The organism is Kocuria rosea (assembly GCF_023715525.1).
GTDB lineage: Bacteria > Actinomycetota > Actinomycetes > Actinomycetales > Micrococcaceae > Kocuria > Kocuria rosea_A.
In genome coordinates this window covers 59,947-78,189 of sequence record NZ_JAMBOG010000011.1, presented here as the reverse complement: position 1 = coordinate 78,189, position 18,243 = coordinate 59,947, and the positions used below count along the sequence as shown (strand labels likewise).

Below are 18,243 nucleotides of genomic sequence, written 5' to 3'. Positions count from 1 at the left end.
CGATGACCACTTCCTTTAGACGCAAGCCCCGTCTGCCCTCCCGCCGCCTGCCGCTGATCTCCGTTCTGGTGGTGTTGCCGGTGGCACTGATGGGCCTGTACGTGGCCGGAGTGCCCTGGGTCGTCACGGCCCTCGATGCGTTCTGGGAGGGAGTGGATCACCTGGGACGGTACTCCGAGCTGCTGTGGGCCGTGACAGCGCTGTCCTGGGTCGGGGTCGCGTGGCTGTTCCTGCGCCTGCACCGCCTCACGCAGTGGAACCAGCAGGTCCTCTCGGCCTTGAAGGCCGCCATGGAGGAGGCAGAGGTGGTCCGGGCACTGGGTCGCAACGTGCTGGCCGACCTCGCCCACACCCGGGGTATCCCGCGCAGGGACCGGGCCTGGGTCTCCTCCATGCTGGCCGCGCTCACCCCGCCGGACCACGAGGACACTGCTGGCACTCAGGAGCAGCAATGAAGGAGCCCGACGAGAACGAGATGAACAATGATGCCCACGCCGGCGCCTCGCCCACCGGTGCAGCCGAGCCGGGCATCCGGGAGGTCGTCCGGGACCTCACCGGCCACCTGGGCCCGACCCTGGTGACCGTGATGGCCGGCAACCAGGACCCCGGCATCGTCGTCCAGTGGGCCGGGGACGACGGGCTCACCCCCGACCCGCCGGCGGAGTCAAAGCTGCGACTGGTGCACCGAGTGTGGACCGGGCTCTCGGCAGCGGAAGGCGATGAGGTGGCTCGCCTGTGGTTCCTCGGGACCAATCCCTGGCTGAACGGGATCTCCCCGGTGGAAGCCATCGCCCAGGGGCGAGCCCAGGCGGTGCTCGGCGCTGCCCGGGCCATGATTGAGGACCGGCACGCCGGTTAAGCCCCGCCGACGTTGGCAGGACAGGGGTGCTCAGCCGCGGCGGCCGGCGCGGGCGGCGAAGTCGTCGAGGGCAGCGGTGACGTCCTCGGCGATCCAAACGCGGTTGCGGCGGTTGGCGGTGGCCGGGGCAAGCACCCCGGCGGCGAGCAGCTGGTCGATGGCCCGCTGGGCGGCCGGCTGGGAAACCCGGGCGTGGTCGGCGACCCAGCGCACGGTCACCGCCGGCTGGCGGATCAGCATGGGCAGCACCGTCCAGGCGGCAGCGTCCCGGCGGGCGTGCAGGGATTGCTGCCAGGTGGCGTAGAGGCCCCGCAATTGCTCGGCCAGGACGCGACCATTGGTGACTCCGGTGAAGGCGGCGTGGGCGAACCGACTCACGATCGGGGTGAGGTCCCCGTCGCGGTAGGCGGTCAGGGCGTCGAAGTAGGAGCCCGTGTCGGTGAGCAGCCCGGCCGAGACCGGCACCGTCATCGCCCGGGTGGCGCCGGCGGCGCGCAGCATCGCGTGGACGAGCACCCGTCCGGTGCGCCCGTTGCCGTCGGCGAAGGGATGGATGGTCTCGAACTGGGCATGGGCGATCGCCGCATGGGCCAGCACCGGCACGTCGGTGCGGTGGCAGAAGACGATCAGGTCGTCCATCGCAGCCTGCACCCGGGAGGGGTGCGGGGGCACGAAGGTGGCGGTGTGCGGGGTTGGGGCCATTCCGCCGATCCACACCGCCCGGGTGCGGAACCGCCCCGGTGCGGCGTAGTCCTGACCGGCCATCAGCGCCGCATGGGCGGCCCGGAGGGAGTCCACCGACAGGTCCTCGGACATCGCCACCGCGGCCTGCATGGCGGTGACGTTGGCAGCGACCATCGCCGCGTTCGGTCCTGTTCTCTCGCCCACCGTGGCCAGCGCCAGGGCCTTGGCACCCGCGGTGATGTCCTCGATCTGCGAGGAGGAGGTGGACTCGGTGCGCAGCAGCACCGCCGCCAGCGGGGCCAGCTCCCCGTGCTCTTCCTGGTCCTCGCCGCCGACGCCTGGCAACGCGGAGGTCAGTTCGGCGTCGAAGCGGGCGATCTCCATCAAAGCGTCCTCCGCCTCAGTCGCGACCGCCGGGGGCAGGACGACACCCAGGTCGGCGATCCTTGCCGGCACGGCCGCCCGGTACGGGCCGCGGGCAGCCATCCGCGCCCGGCGCGACATCGCCCCGGCCACCACCGGCTCACTATCCCAGGAATGCTCCTCCCACCCCACGGCCAGATCGCCAGCCTGCCGACCTTCCCAGGACGCCGACCCCGGCGCGGAAGCGGACTCCTGCCGGTGAGAGGATGAAAGTGGGTCCACTGGGATGGCCATGCCACCACTCTACCCAACGTTCAAGGTATAAAGTTATATAAGTGATTCCTCGTTTCAGGCTTTCTAGCGCCTGGAAGGCGGCCGGAGCCCGCAGATCCAAATTTCACTGGTGGGCTCGACGGCGTCCTTTTTCGCCCTGGGCGCCCGCGGTATTCCGCGCCGGTAGGCCGGCTTTTCGCGCCAGCTCCAGGGGCGATGCGTCGTTGATGCGTCGTTCGCTGCATGGAACCCGCAGCGCGGGCCCGTTGCAGGCCGCACGGTGTGCCTGACCCGGACCCGCCGGCGCCGCAGCGCCCTGGAGGGCTTCCTGGTGCTGTCCGGCCGCTCCGCGCCGGCCACCCCGGCGGCGGCCGCACGCCTGGGACTGTCCGCCGGGGACACCGGCCTCCTCGAGTGCTGCTTGCACCAGGAGGCCCTGGTGTCCGTCCAGGAGAGGTCCGGGCCGGTGGCCGACGCCAGGGGAGAGGCCTTCCGCCACCGCATCGACCACCCTCCGGTCGCCCCACCGCTCTCCACCGCCCCGGAATTGGCGGAGCGGGGCACGACACGCGAGCGCGCCGCGGCACACGCTCTGCTGCAGCACGCACTGGCGGGCTGGCAGCACCCTTAGCCTGCCCCGTCGTGCCGGCCACTACTCTGAAGGCGACACCGTGCGCCCACCATCGACAGGACCCGATGACCATGAAGGTCCGGCTCGCTCCCGCCCTGCTCGGACTGGGGCTCGCCCTGAGCGGCTGCTCCTCGGCGCAGCCCGACGAGGCCGGCGCCTCGTCCTCCGTTGCCGCCTCGGCGGAGCCGGCCGCGTCCTCGCCCGGTGGCGGCCAGGCCGGGCCGCGCAACGGCACCGACGGCACCGACCCGCTGGCGTCCTTCCTGGCCTCCGACGCCGGCGCCCGGTACACCGGCACGGTCACCGGCGTCCAGGAGCTCGGCGGGACCAACGGCGGGATCCGCGTCCACCGCCTCGACACGGACCTCACCGACCGGGAGAGGGCCGTGGAACTCTGCCAGGCCTACCAGTCGGCCATGACCACTGGGCAGGAGCAGATCAACGTACTGGACGCCGAGCAGATGTTCCTGGCGACCACCAACGGCGACCCCGGGACGTGCACGACGGCGGGGACCGAACCGGAGACCGCACCGCCGCTGCCGGGCCCGACGCAGACCCCCGACGGCGGACCCGTCGTGTCGGCCCCGGACCCGGATGCCCCCTTCGCCTACGAGGAGGCCTACGCCGCCTGGCATAACGGGATGCCCTACTACGAGGGGTTCTGCGTGAACTACACTCCCGTCACCGACGGCGGGGTCGCCCAGTGCGAGGGCATCAACGCCGGCACCGTGGGCTACACCACCGGGGAGTACCTCGGCCCCTGACCCTCTCGCGGGCAGTGCGAACGCCTTGGCCGCCCTCGTGCAGTGCCGGGGCGTTGTCAGGTCCGGCGGTAGTACCGCTGCTCGAGCTGTCGGTCGATGCCCTTGCGCCGGGCCGCCGCGGCCAGCAGACGGAACACCGGCGTCATGGCCCGGCCTGCGCCGGGCAGGTGGATGTCGGACTCCACGAGGATCAGCGCCAGGTGATAGAGGTTCTTCGGACGCCCGTCCGGGTGGGTCAGACCGTCGGCGGCCATGTTCTGCAGGGCGACCACCCACTTCTCGAACCCGGGGTGGGCCGGGCGCAGCTCCACCACGGCACGTCCCACCCGGTCACCGGAGATGCGGAACTCGTGCACCGCCCGCTTGGGCACCACGGCTTCGTCCCCGGTCTCCAGATGCACCTCCCGACCGGCGACCCTGCCCTCGACGAGTCCGTCGAAGACGTGGAACGTCTCCACGTAGAGCGTGTGGAAATGGGGAAACACCCGGCCTCCCGGGGCGTACTCCGCGTAGATGAGGCCGTACTCCCCGCCCGTCTCTGCGCCGGTCCGGAGCCAAACCAGCGACGTGCTCTGCGACTCGTCGCGGTAGACGGTCCGTCCCTGCCGCATCTGCGCAATCTGGTCCTCGGTCCAGTCCATGACCATCGCCCCCGCCACCCAGTCTAGGACGGGTCCTCGACGGTGGCTCCCGTGCCTGCGGAAGGCCCGGCAATGTGAACGCCCCGGCCTCCGTGATGGAGCGCCGGGGCGGTGCCGGACATGGCGGCCACCGTCACGGATCCGCCAGGAGTCACGGGCCGGCGACGATCCGGCTGGTTCCCTTGGGGTCGTCGCCGGCCGGTGCCTACCGTCGAGACACCGGCCCCGGATCCGGGCCGGACACGCAGGAATCGGAGGACACCATGAGCGACATCCCCACGTCGGTCGCCGGGCCGGTGCCCGGCGCCGGAGATCAGCGCGAGAAGGCCGAAAAGATCATTGCCGCGCTCAATGCCCACGACGCCGCCGCCTACGCCGCTTTCTACAGCCCGGACGCCGTCGTCTACACCACCGCCTCCCCGGAGCCGGTGCGCGGACGGGCTGCGATCCAGCAGGACATCCAGCAGTGGTTCACCGCGATGCCGGACATGGTGCTGCAGCTGGAGGAGGTGGTCGTGGACGGGCCCAAGGCCGCCTCCCGGGTGCTGTTCGTGGGCACCCACACCGGGCCGCTGACGACGCCGGCCGGGGAAGTGCCGCCCACCGGGCAACGGCTGTCTGTCCCCATGGCCGTCTTCAGCAGGGAGGGCGAGGACGGGCTGACCGCGGAGGACCACCGTTACCTCGACATGATGAGCATCGCCCAGCAGCTCGGACTGGCCTGAACCGAGGAGGCCGGGGTCACGGACGGCTCGGCTGCGCAGGCCGAGGCCTCGCGCCGACGATCCCCCGGTGCGGCCGGCCGTGACCGCTAGCCCGGCACGGGGCATCAGGCAGCACGAACGCCCCGGTCCTCGTCGTGGACGCCGGGGCGTCCGGTCGTGCGCGTGCTCCGCGCCGATTGTGACGGTTCTGGGAGCAGGGGGATAACGATCAGATGGTCAACTCCTGCTCGGTGCCCTCCGTTCTAGCCCGGTGTGGACACTGGAGCCGTGGGGCGGTTTCGATGCTGCCCGCGCTTCCGCATCCATCTACTGCACCAGCCGTGGACTGCGCCCGGTCCGTCCTTGGCACCACGCCCCGAGGAGCAGCCATGAACACCGCCCACCGGCTCGCCGCTGCCTGCGCCGTGGTCTGTCTCGCCCTCGTCGCCCCGTCCACCGCCGTGGGCCCGACCGAGCCCGCCCCGCCGCCCGAGTAGCCCGGCGAGCTCCAGTGGCCGCCGGCCAGCACCCACGGGAAGCTCGTGCCCTTGCCCGAGGAGTTCTACGCGCCGGTGACCCTGCCGCTGTGCGACTCGGAGGTCACCATCACCCAGGAGGACGTCGAGCCCGCCACGTACCGCGCCCTCGTGACCGAGGACGGCGACACCGTCGTGGAGTACGGCGGGTCGATCGCCCTGGATATCACTCGCGCCTCGGACGGGGCGACGCTGGAGGACATCCTCCTGGACTCCGCCCCCGTGGAGACCTACTACGCCGACGGTCTCTCCGCCACGTTCGACTACCCCGGCCCCGCGATGGTCTTCGCCCAGGAGGAGGGCGACATCCAGGCCCTGGTCGAGGAGGGGCTGCCACCGGCGTTCCTCTACCTCTCCGGACGCCTCGTCAGCACGGCCACCCTGGAGTCCGTCCCCGAGCCCGGCGGGGAACCACCGGTGATTGCCGAGGTGGAGATCGTGGAGAACACCACCGAGTACGTCTTCGACGTGTGCGACCTGCTCGACCGGGCCGCTACCGGTGAGCAGCCCGACCTGACACAGCCCACCGGCTAGGCCGGGCGAATCCCGCGGAGCAGGAATGGTCCCGCCACCGCCAGGAGAGGCGTCCATCAGCCACCACGAGATGCACGGAGGAACACGTCGCGGTCCAGGTCGAGAACGTCCTGCTCGCCGGCGGCAGGACCATAGCGAGCTGCTGGTCGGCCGCCACCGGCGCCCACGCCGTGGACTGCGGCGGGGGCATCGGCCGGAATACCGCGGGCCTCCTTCCCGTTGACTGATTGTTGAAACGTCAACCATGGAGGCGTCGTGTTGAAGGTCGTGGTGATCGGGGCCGGGCAGGCCGGCCTGTCCGCCGCCTACCACCTGCGGCGGCAGGGGCTGGTGCCCGAGGAGGAGTTTGTCGTCCTCGACGCTAACCCCGGGCCGGGAGGGGCGTGGCGGCACCGGTGGCCGTCGCTGACCCTGGGGGCGGCCCACCGCGTGCACGACCTGCCCGGCCTGGCCCTCGGCGACGCCGACCCGGCCGAGCCGGCCTCCGCCGTCGTCGCCCGGTACTACGGCGAGTACGAGCAGCGCTTCGGTCTGCCCGTCCACCGGCCGGCGGCCGTGCGGCGAGTGCTCGCCTCCTCCGCCGACGGCCCGCTCGAGGTGCTCGCCGACGACGCCGTGCGGGAGACCGCCCTCGTCATCAACGGCACCGGGACCTGGGACCGCCCGTACTGGCCCTACTATCCCGGCCGGGAGTCGTTCCGCGGCCGGCAGCTGCACACGCACGACTTCCGCACCGCCGAGGAGTTCCGCGGCCGGCACGTGGTGGTGGTCGGCGGTGGCACTTCGGCCGTGCAGTTCCTGCTGCAGCTGGCCGCGGCCGGGGCCACGACCACCTGGGTCACGCGCCGGCCCCCGGGCTTCACCGCCCGGGAGTTCGACGCGGACTGGGGCCGGGACGTCGAGCGGCGGGTGGACGAGCGGACGCGGGCCGGCCTGGCGCCGGCGAGCGTGGTCTCGTCCACCGGCCTGCCCCTGACCGGCCCCTACCGGGCCGGGATCGAGGCCGGGATCCTCGTCTCGGCGGGCCCGCTGCGGTCGGTGACGCCCGAGGGCGTCCTCCTCGCCGACGGCCGCCGGGTCCGGGCCGACGCGATCCTGTGGGCCACGGGCTTCCGGCCCGCGCTCGACCACCTCGCCCCGCTGCGGCTGCGCGAGGCCGGCGGCGGCATCCGGACGGACGGCGTGCGCGTGCTGCGCGACAGGAGGGTGCTGCTGGTCGGCTACGGCGCGTCCGCCTCGACCCTCGGGGCGACCCGGGCCGGGCGGGCCGCGGCCCTCGAAGCGGTGCGCGCCCTCCGCGACGGCGCCGGTCCGGCGCCGCGGCCGCGGACCGCCGGTCTCCAGGAATGCCGCTGAGGCCGGGACGGCCCCCCAGCCGTCCCGGCCTCAGCACTGCACCGGTGCCGGCTCGTCCGACCCCCCGTCGGTGTCACAGAACCGGTGCCACGGGATCCGTCGCCGGACCCCCGGGTCTCCCCGTGACCGATACCTTCGTCCATGCACGCCGCACGCACAAGGGTCTCCGACATGTGGCCGTGCCCGGGCGACACATAAACGTGCTATAGCAAACAGTCGGCGGTGGGCGCTCCGCTCCGGTGCCGGGGCGCGCCCGGCCCCCGCCGGCGGGCCGGGCGCGCACGCCCACGGCTTAAGCACAGCAGATCTCCTGCTCTCGCGAGGGTGGCGTTGCTACCCTGGAGGCACATCACGCACATTCAGTGCCAGGGAAGGACCGACACATGCCCGGCGGAAACCCGCTCCTCCGCGATCTCACCAAGTCGGGCGCCGGTGGCGCCCAGCCCTACGGGGCCCAGTACGGACAGGCGTCCCACGGGCCCCGCTACCAGCAGCCCGGCTACAACCAGGGCTACGGACAGCCCGGCTACGGCCAGGGCTACGGCCGTCCGCACAACGCCGCGTACTCCGCCGAGCCCCTGGACGCGCTCTACAACGCGCCGGCCGCGGGCACCAATCAGACCGGGCGGATGACCTACGACGACGTCATCATGCGCACCGCCACGGTGCTGGGCGCCGTCGTCCTCGGCGCCCTCGCCGGGTGGGTCATGCCGGTCCTCGCCCTGCCGGGCGCCCTGATCGGCTTCGTGCTCGGGCTCGTCAACGCGTTCAAGCGCCAGCCCTCGCCCGCGCTGATCCTCGCCTACGGCCTCTTCGAGGGCATGTTCCTCGGCGGGATCTCCGGCATGTTCGAGCTGAACTTCCCGGGCATCGTCGTGCAGGCGGTCATCGGCACCATCGCGGTGTTCACCTCCGTGCTGGTGCTGTTCCGCTCCGGCAAGCTGCGCGCCTCCGCCAAGGCCACCCGGATCTTCATGGTCGCGCTGATGGCGTACGCCATCTTCGCGCTGGTCAACCTCGGCGCCGTCCTGCTGTTCGGCTTCGACATCCGCACCGAGAGCCCGCTGGGGCCGTGGCTGGGCCTGGCGATCGGCGCCATCGCGATCCTGCTCGCCGCGTACAGCTTCGTGATGGACTTCGAGAACATCAAGCACGGCGTCGAGTCCGGCGTCCCGGAGCGGGCCGCCTGGTCCGCCGCGTTCGGTCTCACGGTCACCCTCGTGTGGACCTACGTGGAGATCCTGCGCGTGCTCGCCATCATCCGCCAGATGACCTCCGAGTGATCCCCGCCTCACCGCTCCTCGCACCAGCCGACGGCCCGGAACCCCGCAGGGGGTCCGGGCCGTCGGCCTGTCCGGCCGGCACGCACGCGGTGGCGGCCGACGGGTCGCGGCCCATGCGGGCGGCGGGGCCTCAGAAGTAGGTCACCGGGGGATCGACGACCGGGAGGGTCGCCGCGTGGTCCGCGGCCGCCCCGCGGGGCGGGTGCCCCACGAACAGCCAGCCCAGGATCCGCTCCTCCTCGGAGAGCGCGTAGAAGGCGCGGACCGCGGCCTCGTCCCCACCGTCCCGGGGGGTCCACACGGTGCCCCACCCGGCGGCCCAGAACGCCGCCTCGAGCAGGGCCCGGGCCCCGTACGCCGAGGCCCGCTGCTCCTTGCGCGGAGCCGGCAGGCCGGAGTCCGGGCTGAAGATCAGGGCGCAGCACATCCCGCCCGTGCTCGCCCACTTCAGCGAGCCCCGGAACGCGGCCAGCCGGCGCAGCTGCTTGCCCTTGAGCCGCTGGACCGGCTCCGTCATGTCCGGCACCCGCCGCAGGCCCGCCATCGCGGCCGCCAGCTCCGGCGCGGACCGGCGCGTCGTCACGGCCACCCGCCAGGTCAGTCCCTGCCCGCCGGCTCCCGCGGCCGCGCGGAGCACGGCCTCCAGCTCCTCGCGCGGAGGCGCGTCCGGGGTCAGGGCGGGCGCCGGACGGCGCTGGGCGAGGATCCGGAGGAAGGTGCGCGACATGGCCCCAGTCTCCCACCGTGCGGGCGGCGTGCACGGCAGCAGAGCCGCTGCCGGCCCCCGCGCGTCCGGGTCTCGCGGCGGAGGTGCGTGGGAGGATGGCACCATGCCTTCGACTTCGCACGACGCCGAGCGCCCCGCCGACTCCGGGGGCAGCGGCGAGCTCCCGCCGCTGCACGGCAACGCCGCCGGTGGCGTCTCGATCCCGGTGCGGGTGGCCGCTGCGTGGTCGTGGCGGCTGATCATCATCCTGGCGGCCGTGGGGCTGCTGGGGTACATGCTGTCCACCGTCACGGTGGTCATCATCCCCGTGCTGATCGCGGCCCTGCTCGCGGGCCTGCTCTTCCCGCTCGTGAAGTGGCTGCGCAGCAAGCACGTCCCCGCGGGGGCGGCCTCGGGGCTCGCGGTGCTGGGGCTGATCGGCTTCGTGGTGGGCCTGCTGGTGCTGGCCGGCCGGCAGGTCGTCCTCGGCTTCGCCCAGCTGTCGCAGAACGTCGTGGTCGGGACCCAGCAGCTGCTGGGCTGGCTCGAGGACGGGCCCCTGAACATCAGCGCCGAGACCTTCAACGACTGGGTGGCCGACCTCGGCGAGACCGTCCAGGACAACAGCCAGGCCATCCTCTCGGGCGCGATGTCCTTCGGGTCCACCGCCGGCAACCTGCTGACCGGTACCGTGATCATGCTCTTCACCCTGCTGTTCTTCCTCATGGACGGGGAGCGGATCTGGCTGTTCATCGTCGGGCTCTTCCCGTCCACCGCGCGGCGGGCCGTCAACGGGGCCGGCCGGCGCGGCTGGACCTCGCTCGTGCACTACGCCCGCATCCAGGGCTTCGTGGCGTTCGTGGACGCCGCGGGCATCGGCCTGGCCGCCTTTTTCCTGGGGGTGCCCCTCGCCCTGCCGATCGGCATCCTCGTGTTCCTGGGCTCGTTCATTCCCATCGTGGGCGCCGTTCTCACCGGCGCGGTCGCCGTCCTGGTCGCCCTCGTGGCCATCGGGTTCGGCAAGGCCCTGGCCATGCTCGCCTTCGTGCTGCTCGTTCAGCAGGTCGAGTCCAACATCCTGCAGCCGCTCGTGATGGGCAAGGCGGTCTCCCTGCACCCGCTGGCCGTGTTCCTGGCGGTGGCCTCGGGCTCCATCCTGTTCGGGATCGCCGGCGCCCTGTTCGCGGTGCCGATCATGGCGGTGCTCAACACGGTGCTGCGCTACCTCGTGAACCGGCAGTGGCGCGACGACGACGAGATCGCCTGGCAGCCCTACTTCTTCCCGTGGGAGATCAAGAAGCACGCCAAGCGCAACGAGCTGACCCGGGAGCAGGTCATGGCCCTGCTGGTGCGCTTCCGCCGCAGCCGGGCGCAGGAGCGGCTGCGGGCCGCCCTCAAGCGCGAGGCGAAGCACCACAAGGACACCGAGCACGACTCCAGCATCGCGGCGGATCCGCACCCCGGCACCGGGGGCTGGGGCCAGAGCGTCTCCCGCGAGGACCGGGGCGCCTCCCGCGACGATCAGGGTGTCCTCCGCAACGACTAGGATGGAGCGCGTGCCTGCCGCTGGCGGGCGCGACTCGCGCGGGCCGGGGCCGGGGTCCCGGCCCGCCGCACGCCCCCACCGGGAAAGAAGGACCGCTGTGAGCCTGGCCGACCTGCCCGTCCGCCTCTCCGACATCGAGGCCGCCGCCGCGCTGCTGGACGGGGTCATCGACCGGACGCCGATCGCGCACTCCCGGGCGCTGTCCCGCCTGGTCGGCTCGGAGGTCAACCTCAAGGCGGAGAACCTACAGCGCGCCGGCTCCTTCAAGGTCCGGGGCGCCTACGTGCGGATGGCGAAGCTCACGGCCGGGCAGAAGGCGCAGGGCGTCGTCGCCGCGTCGGCCGGCAACCACGCCCAGGGCGTGGCCCTCGCCGCCGACCGGCTCGGCATCCGCGCCCGGATCTACATGCCCCACGGGGCGGCCCTGCCCAAGGTCGCCGCCACCCAGGACCACGGCGCCGAGGTCGTCCTGCACGGCTCCACCGTGGACGAGGCCCTCACCGAGGCCCAGCGCCACGCCGAGGAGACCGGCGCCGTGTTCGTCCACCCCTTCGACCACCCGGACATCGTGGCGGGGCAGGGCACCCTCGGGCTGGAGCTGCTGGAGCAGGTGCCCGACGTCGACACCGTCATCACCGGCGTGGGCGGGGGAGGCCTGCTCGCGGGCCTCGCCGTGGCCGTCAAGGCCCGCGCCGAGCAGCTCGGCCGGCCGATTCGGGTGATCGGCGTCCAGGCGGAGAACGCCGCCGCCTACCCGCCCTCGCTCGCCGGGGACGCCCTGGTGACGCTGGAACGGGTCTCCACGATCGCGGACGGCATCGCCGTGGGCAAGCCCGGCCAGCTGCCGTTCAGCATCATCAAGGAGCTCGCCGACGACGTCGTGACGGTCTCCGAGGACTCGCTCGCGCGGGCGCTGGTCTTCCTGCTGGAGCGCAACAAGCTCGTCGTCGAGCCCGCCGGCGCTGTGGGCGTCGCCGCCCTGCTCGACGGGGCTCTGCGGGACGCCTACCCCGACCTGGGCAGCACGGCGGTCGTGCTCTCCGGCGGCAACGTGGACCCGATGCTGATGCTGAAGGTGATCCAGCGGGGCCTCTCCGCCGCCGGGCGCTACATGACGATCAAGATGATGCTCACCGACCGTCCCGGCGAGCTCGCGCTGATCTCCAGGATCATCGCCGTCCAGGACGCCAACGTCACCGGGGTGGACCACACCCGCATCGGCGGCTCCCTGAGCATGGGGGACGTCTCCATCACCATCGACATGGAGACCAAGGGCCACGAGCACTGCCGGCAGATCCTGCGGGCGCTCGAGGCCGAGGGCTACCACCCCGTCGTCGTGCACTGAGCCCCGGGCGGGAGGGCCGGACGACGACGGCGCCGGTCCTCTCCCGGGCGGGAGGGGCCGGCGCCGTCGCGCGCGGGCCGGGCGCTCAGCGCCGGCCGCGCGCCGTCAGGTAGGTGACGAACCCGCTGACGAACGTGGCGAACACGGCGATGTTGCGCGGGCTGCCCGGGGCGCTCGCCGCCGGGTCGCCCCAGCCGGCGACGTGCAGGGCCACCGCGACCACCGCGAGCACCGCGGTGACCACGAGCATCACGCGGGTGCCGGGACCGGGGGTGCGCAGCCAGTGGGACGTCACGGCGGGCTCAGCCCTGGAACGGCTTGGCGTCCAGGATCCGCACCGGGATCTGCCGGCCGTTGGGGGCGGTGTAGGCCAGCTCGTCGCCGACCTTGTGCCCGGAGATCGCCGCGCCCATGGGGGACTTCTCGGAGAACACCTCCAGGTCGCTGCCCGCGGCCAGGTCCTCGGCCACCTCGCGGGAGCCGATGAGGAAGGTCATCTGCTCCCCGGCGATTTCGGCCGTGACGACCATTCCCGGCTCGACGACCCCGTCGTCGGCCGGCGCCTCGCCGACGTGCGCGTTCTCGAGCAGCGCCTTCAGGTGGGCGATGCGGCCCTCGTTCTTGCCCTGCTCCTCACGGGCGGCGTGGTAGCCGCCGTTCTCCTTGAGATCGCCCTCGGAGCGGGCCTGGTCGATGCGCTCCACGATCTCCTGCCGGTACGGGCCGGAGATGTAGTCGAGCTCCTTCTTCAGGCGGTCGAAGGCCTCCTGGGTCAGCCAGGCGCTGTGCTTGTCGGTCTTGGTCACAATCTCTCCTCGGTGGGCGGGCGGGACGCCGCGGCGCTCCCGGGTCGTCGGGGGCGGTGGGCGGCGGGCCGGGGCGACGGCGCGGCGCCGTCGTCCGGTGCGGGGATCCGCGAACGCAAAGACCCCGCCCCGGTGCCGGGCCGTCCGTGCGGACGGCGGCCGGGGCCGGGGACGGGGAGTCCTGTCGGCAAGTCTAGGCACGGCAGGGGGGCAACCCCAAAGCAGCGTGAGTGATGTGTCACAGCCGCTCCGCCGCCGGTCCGGCCCCGATCAGTCCTCGACCCAGCAGGAGTCGACGACGGCGGTGGTCGCGCGGTTGGTGGTCCGCAGGGCCACCCGGTGGGAGCTGGTCCCGCCGTCGCCGAGCTGCTCCGGGGGCACGGACCCGACGGTCACCTCCTTCCACCCCACCACGGCGTAGTCCTCGTTGAGGGCACGGACGGCGCACGTCACGACGTCCTCGGGGCGCTTGGTGAGGTCGAAGTCCGCCGTGGCCCGGGCGTCGGAGACCACTTGGAAGCTGACGTCCTTGAAGGTGGGCTCCGCGCGGCCGGAGGTGACGACCCAGGCCACGAACGCGGCGGTGACGAGGGTCGCCGCCAGGGTGATGCCGAGCCAGCCGCGCGGACCGATCCGGCGGGGGCGGGCCGGGGTCCCGTAGCGGTTCCGGAGCAGGTCTGGGGAGTCGGTGGACACAGCGGGCCTCGGGTCTCGGGAGCGTCGACGGGCGGCCGCCGGGGGCGGCAGCCGCCCGTCCACTGTAGCCGAGCCGTCTGGGAGGCTCCCGGGCGCGGGGGGCAGGAGCGGACGCGTAAAATGGTGTGCGGCCGTGCCTACGGCCGGTGCCCCACCTCCCCGTCCGTTCCCGAGAGGACCTCCCGAGTGACCTCCCTGTCAGAGATGCGTCTGCTGGCCGTCCACGCCCACCCCGACGACGAGTCGAGCAAGGGCGCCGCGACCATGGCCCACTACGTCCGGCAGGGGGTCGAGGTCATGGTGGCCACGTGCACCGGCGGGGAGCGGGGGTCGATCCTCAACGCCGAGATGGAGGGGCATCCGTACGCCGAGCGCGACCTGACCGGCCTGCGCCGGCTGGAGATGGCGCAGGCGGCGGCCGCCCTCGGCATCCGGCACCGCTGGCTCGGGTTCATGGACTCGGGCCTGCCGGAGGGGGACCCGCTGCCGCCCCTGCCCTGGGGCTGCTTCGCCCTGCAGCCGCTGGAACGGGCCGCGGCGCCACTGGTGCGGCTCGTGCGCGAGTTCCGCCCGCACGTGATCCTCACCTACGACGAGAACGGCGGCTACCCGCACCCCGACCACATCCAGACGCACCACGTCTCGGCGGAGGCGTTCCGCGCCGCCGGGGATCCCGGGAAGTACCCGGGGCTGGGGGAGCCCTGGGCCCCGCTGAAGCTCTACTACGACCGGGCGTTCAACCTGGAGCGGTTCGTCGCCCTGCACGAGGCGCTCGAGGAGCGGGGCCTGCAGTCCCCGTACGCCGCGCGGCTCGCGGCCCAGCAGGAGAGCGATCCCGAGGGCCACCGCCCGCCGGTGCCCCGCCACGACACCACCACCAAGATCGAGTGCCCCCACACCTTCGGGCACCGCGACGAGGCGCTGCGCAGCCACCGCACCCAGGTCGCCCCGGACGGGATGTTCTTCGCCGTCTCCGCCGAGCTGCAGGCGGAGGTCTGGCCGTGGGAGGACTACGTCTTGGCCGAGTCGCGGGTGCCGACCGAGTTGCCGGAGAGCGACCTGTTCGCCGGGATCGTGGGCTGAGCGAGGAGATGACCGCCGTGCCGATCCCGATGACCCTGCTGGCCCTGGTGCCCGCGATCGCCCCGAACCCCGTCGACGAGGGCACCCTGCGGCCCGGCCTGGACCCGAGCCAGGTGACGCCCGGGCTGGTCGGGTTCCTGATGTCGCTGCTGCTCGCCGTGGCCGTGATCCTCCTCGTCCTGGACTTCAACCGCCGCAACCGGCGGCTGCGCTACCGCGCGGAGTACGCCGAGCGCCGCGCCGCCGAGGAGGGGCTGGGCGGCCGTGCGGGGGCCGGGGCGGGCCCGGCCCCCGCCGGCCCCGCCGCCCCGGCGCCGCCCGCTGCACCGGCGGGACCCGGCGAGGCGGCCGGACCCGCCGGGCCCGAGGAGCGGGACCGGCAGCGCTGAGACGAGGGGCCCTCGCCCCGGGGGCCCGCGAGCAGGACCCGAGCCCGAAGGAGCGCCCCGTGCCCAACCGCCTGACCGGACAGTCCTCCGCCTACCTGCGCCAGCACGCGGAAAACCCGGTGGACTGGCAGCCCTTCGACGACGCGGCCTTCGCCGAGGCCGCCCGCCGCGACGTCCCGGTGTTCCTCTCCGTGGGCTACGCCGCCTGCCACTGGTGCCACGTCATGGCCCACGAGTCCTTCGAGGACCCCGCGATCGGGGCCTACCTCAACGAGCACTTCGTCCCGGTCAAGGTGGACCGCGAGGAGCGCCCCGACGTGGACGCCGCCTACATGGCGGCCACGCAGCTGCTCACCCGCCAGGGCGGCTGGCCCATGAGCGCGTTCCTCACCCCGGACGGGCGCACCTTCCACGCCGGGACCTACTTCCCGCCCCGGCCCGCCCACGGCATGCCGTCTTTCCGGCAGGTGCTCGAGGCCGTGACCGAGGCGTGGGCGGCCCGCCGCCCCGAGCTCGAGCAGGCGGCGGACGCGGTCGCCCGCGCCGTCGCCGGGCAGGCCGAGGACCTGCGCGCCGCGCTCGGGACCCCGCCCGTGGCGCCGGCCGCGCAGGAGGAGGACGGCCTCGTGGCCGCGGCCCTCGACGTCCTCGCGCAGGAGGAGGACCCCCGGCACGGCGGCTTCGGCGGGGCGCCGAAGTTCCCGCCCTCCACCGTGCTGCCCCTGCTCGAGCGGCTCGCGGCCGGGACCGGGTCCGAGGCCGCCCGGCGGGCGCGCAGGCTGCTGGTGCGCACCCTGGACGCCATGCGCGGCTCCGCCCTCTTCGACCAGCTCGGCGGGGGCTTCTACCGGTACTCCGTGACACGGGAGTGGTCCCTGCCCCACTACGAGAAGATGCTCTACGACAACGCCCAGCTGCTGCGCGCGTACGCGCGCGCCGCGGCGGTCGAACCGGGCCGGGGCTACGAGCACGCGGCCGCGGACACGGCGGCGTTCCTGCTGCGCGAGCTACGCCTGCCCGGCGGGGCGTTCGCGTCCTCCCTCGACGCCGACACGCCCGCCGCCGGCGGCGACGTGCACAGCGGCGAGGGCGCCTTCTACGTGTGGACCCGGGCCGGGCTGCGGGAGGTCCTCGGCCCCGACCGCGGGACGGCGGCCGCCGACCTCATGGGCGTCGCCGCGGGCGCGGCGCAGCCCCTGCACCCGGGCCGCGTCCTCGACGAGGAGGAGCAGGCCCTGTGGGACGCGCTGCGCCCCGAGCTGCTGGCGGCCCGCGCCGGCCGGCCCGCGCCGGCGCGGGACGACAAGGTCGTGGCCGGCTGGAACGGGATGGCCGTCGCGGCCCTCGCGGAGGCGGGCGTCCTGCTGGAGGACCCCGCCCTCGCGCTCGCCGCCGAGCAGGCCGCCGCCCACCTGTGGGAGGTGCACTGGGACGGGGCCCGCCGCCGGCTGGCCCGCACGAGCCACGGGGGGTCGGCGGAGCGTTCGATCGAGGGCCTGCTGGAGGACTACGCCATGGTCGCCGAGGGCTTCCTCGCCCTCTACCGGGCCGGCGGGGCCGCACCGTGGTACGAGCGGGCCCGCCGGCTGGCCGAGGTCGCCGCGGAGCGCTTCTCGCGCCCGGCACCGGGCGGCGGCCCGGGGGACGGCACCGGGCAGGGGACCGCGCAGCGGCTCTGGTCGGACCTGGCGGACGTCCCCGCCCCCCTGCTCGCGGCCGGCAGCTCGGGGCGCGCCGACCAGCTCGACAGCGTCACCCCCGCGGGCACGTCCGTGCTCGCCGCGGTGCTCGCGCACCTGTGGGCCTTGGACGAGGACGAGCGCTGGGCGCAGCTCGTGCCGTCGTTGCTCGGGCCGCTGGAGCTGCTGGCCCGGCGCGCACCGCGCAGCGCCGGGTGGGGACTGACCGTGCGGGCCGCGCTGGACACGTCCCCCAGGCACGTGGTGCTCGCGGGCGGGACCGCCGAGGACAAGCTGGAGGCGCGCCGGGCCGTCGGGGCCGCAGCGGTGCTGGACGCGTACGTCGTGGACGCCGACGCGCCGGGGGCTCCCGGCTGCGCGCGGGGCAAGGACGCCCCCGGCGGGCGGTTCACGGTCTACGTGTGCCGGGACTTCGCCTGCCGGGCCCCCGTGCACAGCGTGGGGGAGCTCACGGCGCAGTTGCGCGGGGCTCCGGGCGACGGGCCCGGCGGAGGGACCGGCGGAGGCGTCAACGGCTGAGCACCGCCTGCAGGATCGCCGCGTAGTGCAGGAGGAAGCCCACGACCGTGCAGGCGTGGAAGACCTCGTGGAAGCTGAACACCTCGGGCAGCAGGCGGGGCCGCTTCGTGCCGTAGACGACCGCCCCGGCGATGTAGGCGGCGCCGCCGGCGGCGGTCAGCACGGCCGCCGCGGGGCTGGCCTGCCAGAACTGGGGGAGGTAGCCGACCGCGAGGCAGCCCATCACCACGTACAGGGGGGTGTAGAGCCAGCGGGGCGCGAGGGTCCACAGCAGGCGGAACAGCACGAGGCCCGCGGCGCAGGCCCAGATCACGGTCAGCAGCACCCGGGACTGTCCCGGGGACAGCAGCGCGACCGCCAGCGGGGTGTAGGTCCCGGCGATCAGCAGGGCGATGTTCGAGTGGTCCATCCGGCGCAGCACCATGTGCAGCCGCCGCGGCCAGTAGGCGCGGTGGTAGATGGCCGACACGCCGAAGAGCAGGATCCCCGTCACGCCGTACACGGCGGCCGCGAGGCGCAGCTCCGTGGTCGGGGCGACGAGGATCGCCACGAGGCCCAGGACGACGACGACGGGCGTGAAGCTGGCGTGGATCCATCCCCGCCAGGCGGGCTTGCGCTCGAGGAAGTCCTCGATCCGCTGCTCGACGGCGCCCTCGAGGTGCTCGACCGCCCGCCCGACCGTGCCCTGCCTGCGCTCCATGGTGCCCGCCCGCCTCCTGTGCCTGCGCCCGGTGTCAGTCCTCCGCACCGTCCACCGGGTAGTTTAGGAGAGGTCCCCGACCGCCCGCTGGACGCCGTGCCCCCGCCGGCCCCGGCGCCGGGGAC

General features: G+C 73.7%; 20 protein-coding genes. 13 read left to right on the top strand and 7 right to left on the bottom strand.

The genetic code is table 11. The annotated features are described in order from the left end of the window. The first annotated feature begins 2 nt into the window (after positions 1–2). Positions 3–455, top strand: coding sequence for a hypothetical protein (locus M3185_RS09815; RefSeq protein WP_251333485.1), 453 nt, complete (start codon positions 3–5; stop codon positions 453–455). Beyond that, positions 452–859 carry a hypothetical protein gene (locus M3185_RS09810; protein WP_251333484.1) on the top strand — a complete coding sequence of 136 codons (408 nt, stop codon included), beginning with the start codon at positions 452–454 and terminating at the stop codon, positions 857–859. Before M3185_RS09815 ends, M3185_RS09810 begins: the two co-directional genes overlap by 4 nt. A 30-nt stretch (positions 860–889) precedes the next feature. Here the strand turns inward: M3185_RS09810 and M3185_RS09805 are convergent, their stop codons facing one another. Then, positions 890–1,927: a Fic family protein gene (locus M3185_RS09805; protein WP_251333483.1), complete on the bottom strand. Its 1,038-nt coding sequence runs from the start codon at positions 1,925–1,927 to the stop codon at positions 890–892. 532 nt (positions 1,928–2,459) lie between these two features. On the opposite strand from M3185_RS09805, the gene M3185_RS09800 reads away from it, so the two are divergent. Both M3185_RS09800 and M3185_RS09795 read left to right on the top strand, forming a co-directional pair. Beyond that, positions 2,460–2,810: a hypothetical protein gene (locus M3185_RS09800; protein WP_251333482.1), complete on the top strand. Its 351-nt coding sequence runs from the start codon at positions 2,460–2,462 to the stop codon at positions 2,808–2,810. Positions 2,811–2,875: 65 nt separating this feature from the next. Next, a complete protein-coding gene (locus M3185_RS09795) occupies positions 2,876–3,574 on the top strand; it encodes a hypothetical protein (protein WP_251333481.1) in 699 nt (232 codons plus the stop codon). Between the two features lie 56 nt (positions 3,575–3,630). Here the strand turns inward: M3185_RS09795 and M3185_RS09790 are convergent, their stop codons facing one another. Then, positions 3,631–4,215 (bottom strand): cupin domain-containing protein, encoded by a 585-nt coding sequence (locus M3185_RS09790; protein ID WP_251333480.1) that lies wholly within the window; start codon positions 4,213–4,215, stop codon positions 3,631–3,633. Between the two features lie 263 nt (positions 4,216–4,478). Here M3185_RS09790 and M3185_RS09785 point away from each other — a divergent pair, with 263 nt between their 5' ends. From M3185_RS09785 to M3185_RS09770, 4 genes are all read left to right on the top strand, one after another. Further along, positions 4,479–4,940 (top strand): ester cyclase, encoded by a 462-nt coding sequence (locus M3185_RS09785; RefSeq protein ID WP_251333479.1) that lies wholly within the window; start codon positions 4,479–4,481, stop codon positions 4,938–4,940. A 521-nt stretch (positions 4,941–5,461) separates the two neighbouring features. Next, positions 5,462–5,989 (top strand): hypothetical protein, encoded by a 528-nt coding sequence (locus tag M3185_RS09780; RefSeq protein WP_251333478.1) that lies wholly within the window; start codon positions 5,462–5,464, stop codon positions 5,987–5,989. Positions 5,990–6,244: 255 nt separating this feature from the next. Next, a complete protein-coding gene (locus M3185_RS09775; protein WP_251333477.1) occupies positions 6,245–7,345 on the top strand; it encodes an FAD-dependent oxidoreductase in 1,101 nt (366 codons plus the stop codon). 383 nt (positions 7,346–7,728) lie between these two features. Next, positions 7,729–8,628 (top strand): Bax inhibitor-1/YccA family protein, encoded by a 900-nt coding sequence (locus tag M3185_RS09770; protein ID WP_251333476.1) that lies wholly within the window; start codon positions 7,729–7,731, stop codon positions 8,626–8,628. Between the two features lie 130 nt (positions 8,629–8,758). Here the strand turns inward: M3185_RS09770 and M3185_RS09765 are convergent, their stop codons facing one another. Continuing rightward, on the bottom strand, positions 8,759–9,355 hold the full coding sequence (locus M3185_RS09765; RefSeq protein ID WP_251333475.1) for a nitroreductase family protein: 597 nt from the start codon (positions 9,353–9,355) through the stop codon (positions 8,759–8,761). A gap of 103 nt (positions 9,356–9,458) precedes the next feature. Here M3185_RS09765 and M3185_RS09760 point away from each other — a divergent pair, with 103 nt between their 5' ends. Both M3185_RS09760 and ilvA read left to right on the top strand, forming a co-directional pair. Further along, a complete protein-coding gene (locus M3185_RS09760) occupies positions 9,459–10,880 on the top strand; it encodes an AI-2E family transporter (RefSeq protein ID WP_251333474.1) in 1,422 nt (473 codons plus the stop codon). Positions 10,881–10,977: 97 nt separating this feature from the next. Beyond that, the gene (gene ilvA, locus M3185_RS09755; protein WP_251333473.1) at positions 10,978–12,225 is read left to right on the top strand and encodes a threonine ammonia-lyase; all 1,248 of its coding nucleotides are present in this window, start codon (positions 10,978–10,980) and stop codon (positions 12,223–12,225) included. An 85-nt stretch (positions 12,226–12,310) separates the two neighbouring features. On the opposite strand, the gene M3185_RS09750 is transcribed toward ilvA, so the two are convergent. From M3185_RS09750 to M3185_RS09740, 3 genes are all read right to left on the bottom strand, one after another. After that, entirely contained in the window at positions 12,311–12,520 is a 210-nt protein-coding gene (locus M3185_RS09750; protein ID WP_251333472.1) for a hypothetical protein, read from the bottom strand. 7 nt (positions 12,521–12,527) lie between these two features. After that, positions 12,528–13,031 (bottom strand): transcription elongation factor GreA, encoded by a 504-nt coding sequence (greA, locus tag M3185_RS09745; protein ID WP_251333471.1) that lies wholly within the window; start codon positions 13,029–13,031, stop codon positions 12,528–12,530. Between the two features lie 270 nt (positions 13,032–13,301). Then, a complete protein-coding gene (locus M3185_RS09740; protein ID WP_251333470.1) occupies positions 13,302–13,727 on the bottom strand; it encodes a DUF4307 domain-containing protein in 426 nt (141 codons plus the stop codon). A gap of 204 nt (positions 13,728–13,931) precedes the next feature. Here M3185_RS09740 and mca point away from each other — a divergent pair, with 204 nt between their 5' ends. From mca to M3185_RS09725, 3 genes are read left to right on the top strand one after another with little or no spacing between them, the layout of a single operon-like run. Continuing rightward, on the top strand, positions 13,932–14,810 hold the full coding sequence (gene mca, locus M3185_RS09735) for a mycothiol conjugate amidase Mca (protein WP_251333531.1): 879 nt from the start codon (positions 13,932–13,934) through the stop codon (positions 14,808–14,810). A gap of 8 nt (positions 14,811–14,818) precedes the next feature. Then, positions 14,819–15,199, top strand: a complete 381-nt coding sequence (locus tag M3185_RS09730) for a hypothetical protein (protein WP_251333469.1) — start codon at positions 14,819–14,821, stop codon at positions 15,197–15,199. Between the two features lie 59 nt (positions 15,200–15,258). Then, the gene (locus tag M3185_RS09725) at positions 15,259–17,418 is read left to right on the top strand and encodes a thioredoxin domain-containing protein (RefSeq protein WP_251333468.1); all 2,160 of its coding nucleotides are present in this window, start codon (positions 15,259–15,261) and stop codon (positions 17,416–17,418) included. On the opposite strand, the gene trhA is transcribed toward M3185_RS09725, so the two are convergent. After that, complete coding sequence (gene trhA, locus M3185_RS09720) at positions 17,408–18,118, bottom strand: PAQR family membrane homeostasis protein TrhA (protein WP_251333467.1); 711 nt, start codon at positions 18,116–18,118, stop codon at positions 17,408–17,410. The two genes, M3185_RS09725 and trhA, sit on opposite strands and share 11 nt — an antisense overlap. Positions 18,119–18,243 lie beyond the last annotated feature (125 nt).

Excerpts from the sequence above, each read along its gene's own strand:
- M3185_RS09815 (WP_251333485.1), top strand. The coding sequence starts at position 3 with ATGACCACTTCCTTTAGACGCAAGCCCCGTCTGCCCTCCCGCCGCCTG.
- M3185_RS09810 (WP_251333484.1), top strand. The coding sequence starts at position 452 with ATGAAGGAGCCCGACGAGAACGAGATGAACAATGATGCCCACGCCGGC.
- M3185_RS09805 (WP_251333483.1), bottom strand. The coding sequence starts at position 1,927 with ATGGAGATCGCCCGCTTCGACGCCGAACTGACCTCCGCGTTGCCAGGC.
- M3185_RS09795 (WP_251333481.1), top strand. The coding sequence starts at position 2,876 with ATGACCATGAAGGTCCGGCTCGCTCCCGCCCTGCTCGGACTGGGGCTC.
- M3185_RS09790 (WP_251333480.1), bottom strand. The coding sequence starts at position 4,215 with ATGGACTGGACCGAGGACCAGATTGCGCAGATGCGGCAGGGACGGACC.
- M3185_RS09785 (WP_251333479.1), top strand. The coding sequence starts at position 4,479 with ATGAGCGACATCCCCACGTCGGTCGCCGGGCCGGTGCCCGGCGCCGGA.
- M3185_RS09770 (WP_251333476.1), top strand. The coding sequence starts at position 7,729 with ATGCCCGGCGGAAACCCGCTCCTCCGCGATCTCACCAAGTCGGGCGCC.
- M3185_RS09765 (WP_251333475.1), bottom strand. The coding sequence starts at position 9,355 with ATGTCGCGCACCTTCCTCCGGATCCTCGCCCAGCGCCGTCCGGCGCCC.
- M3185_RS09760 (WP_251333474.1), top strand. The coding sequence starts at position 9,459 with ATGCCTTCGACTTCGCACGACGCCGAGCGCCCCGCCGACTCCGGGGGC.
- mca (WP_251333531.1), top strand. The coding sequence starts at position 13,932 with ATGCGTCTGCTGGCCGTCCACGCCCACCCCGACGACGAGTCGAGCAAG.
- M3185_RS09730 (WP_251333469.1), top strand. The coding sequence starts at position 14,819 with ATGACCGCCGTGCCGATCCCGATGACCCTGCTGGCCCTGGTGCCCGCG.
- trhA (WP_251333467.1), bottom strand. The coding sequence starts at position 18,118 with ATGGAGCGCAGGCAGGGCACGGTCGGGCGGGCGGTCGAGCACCTCGAG.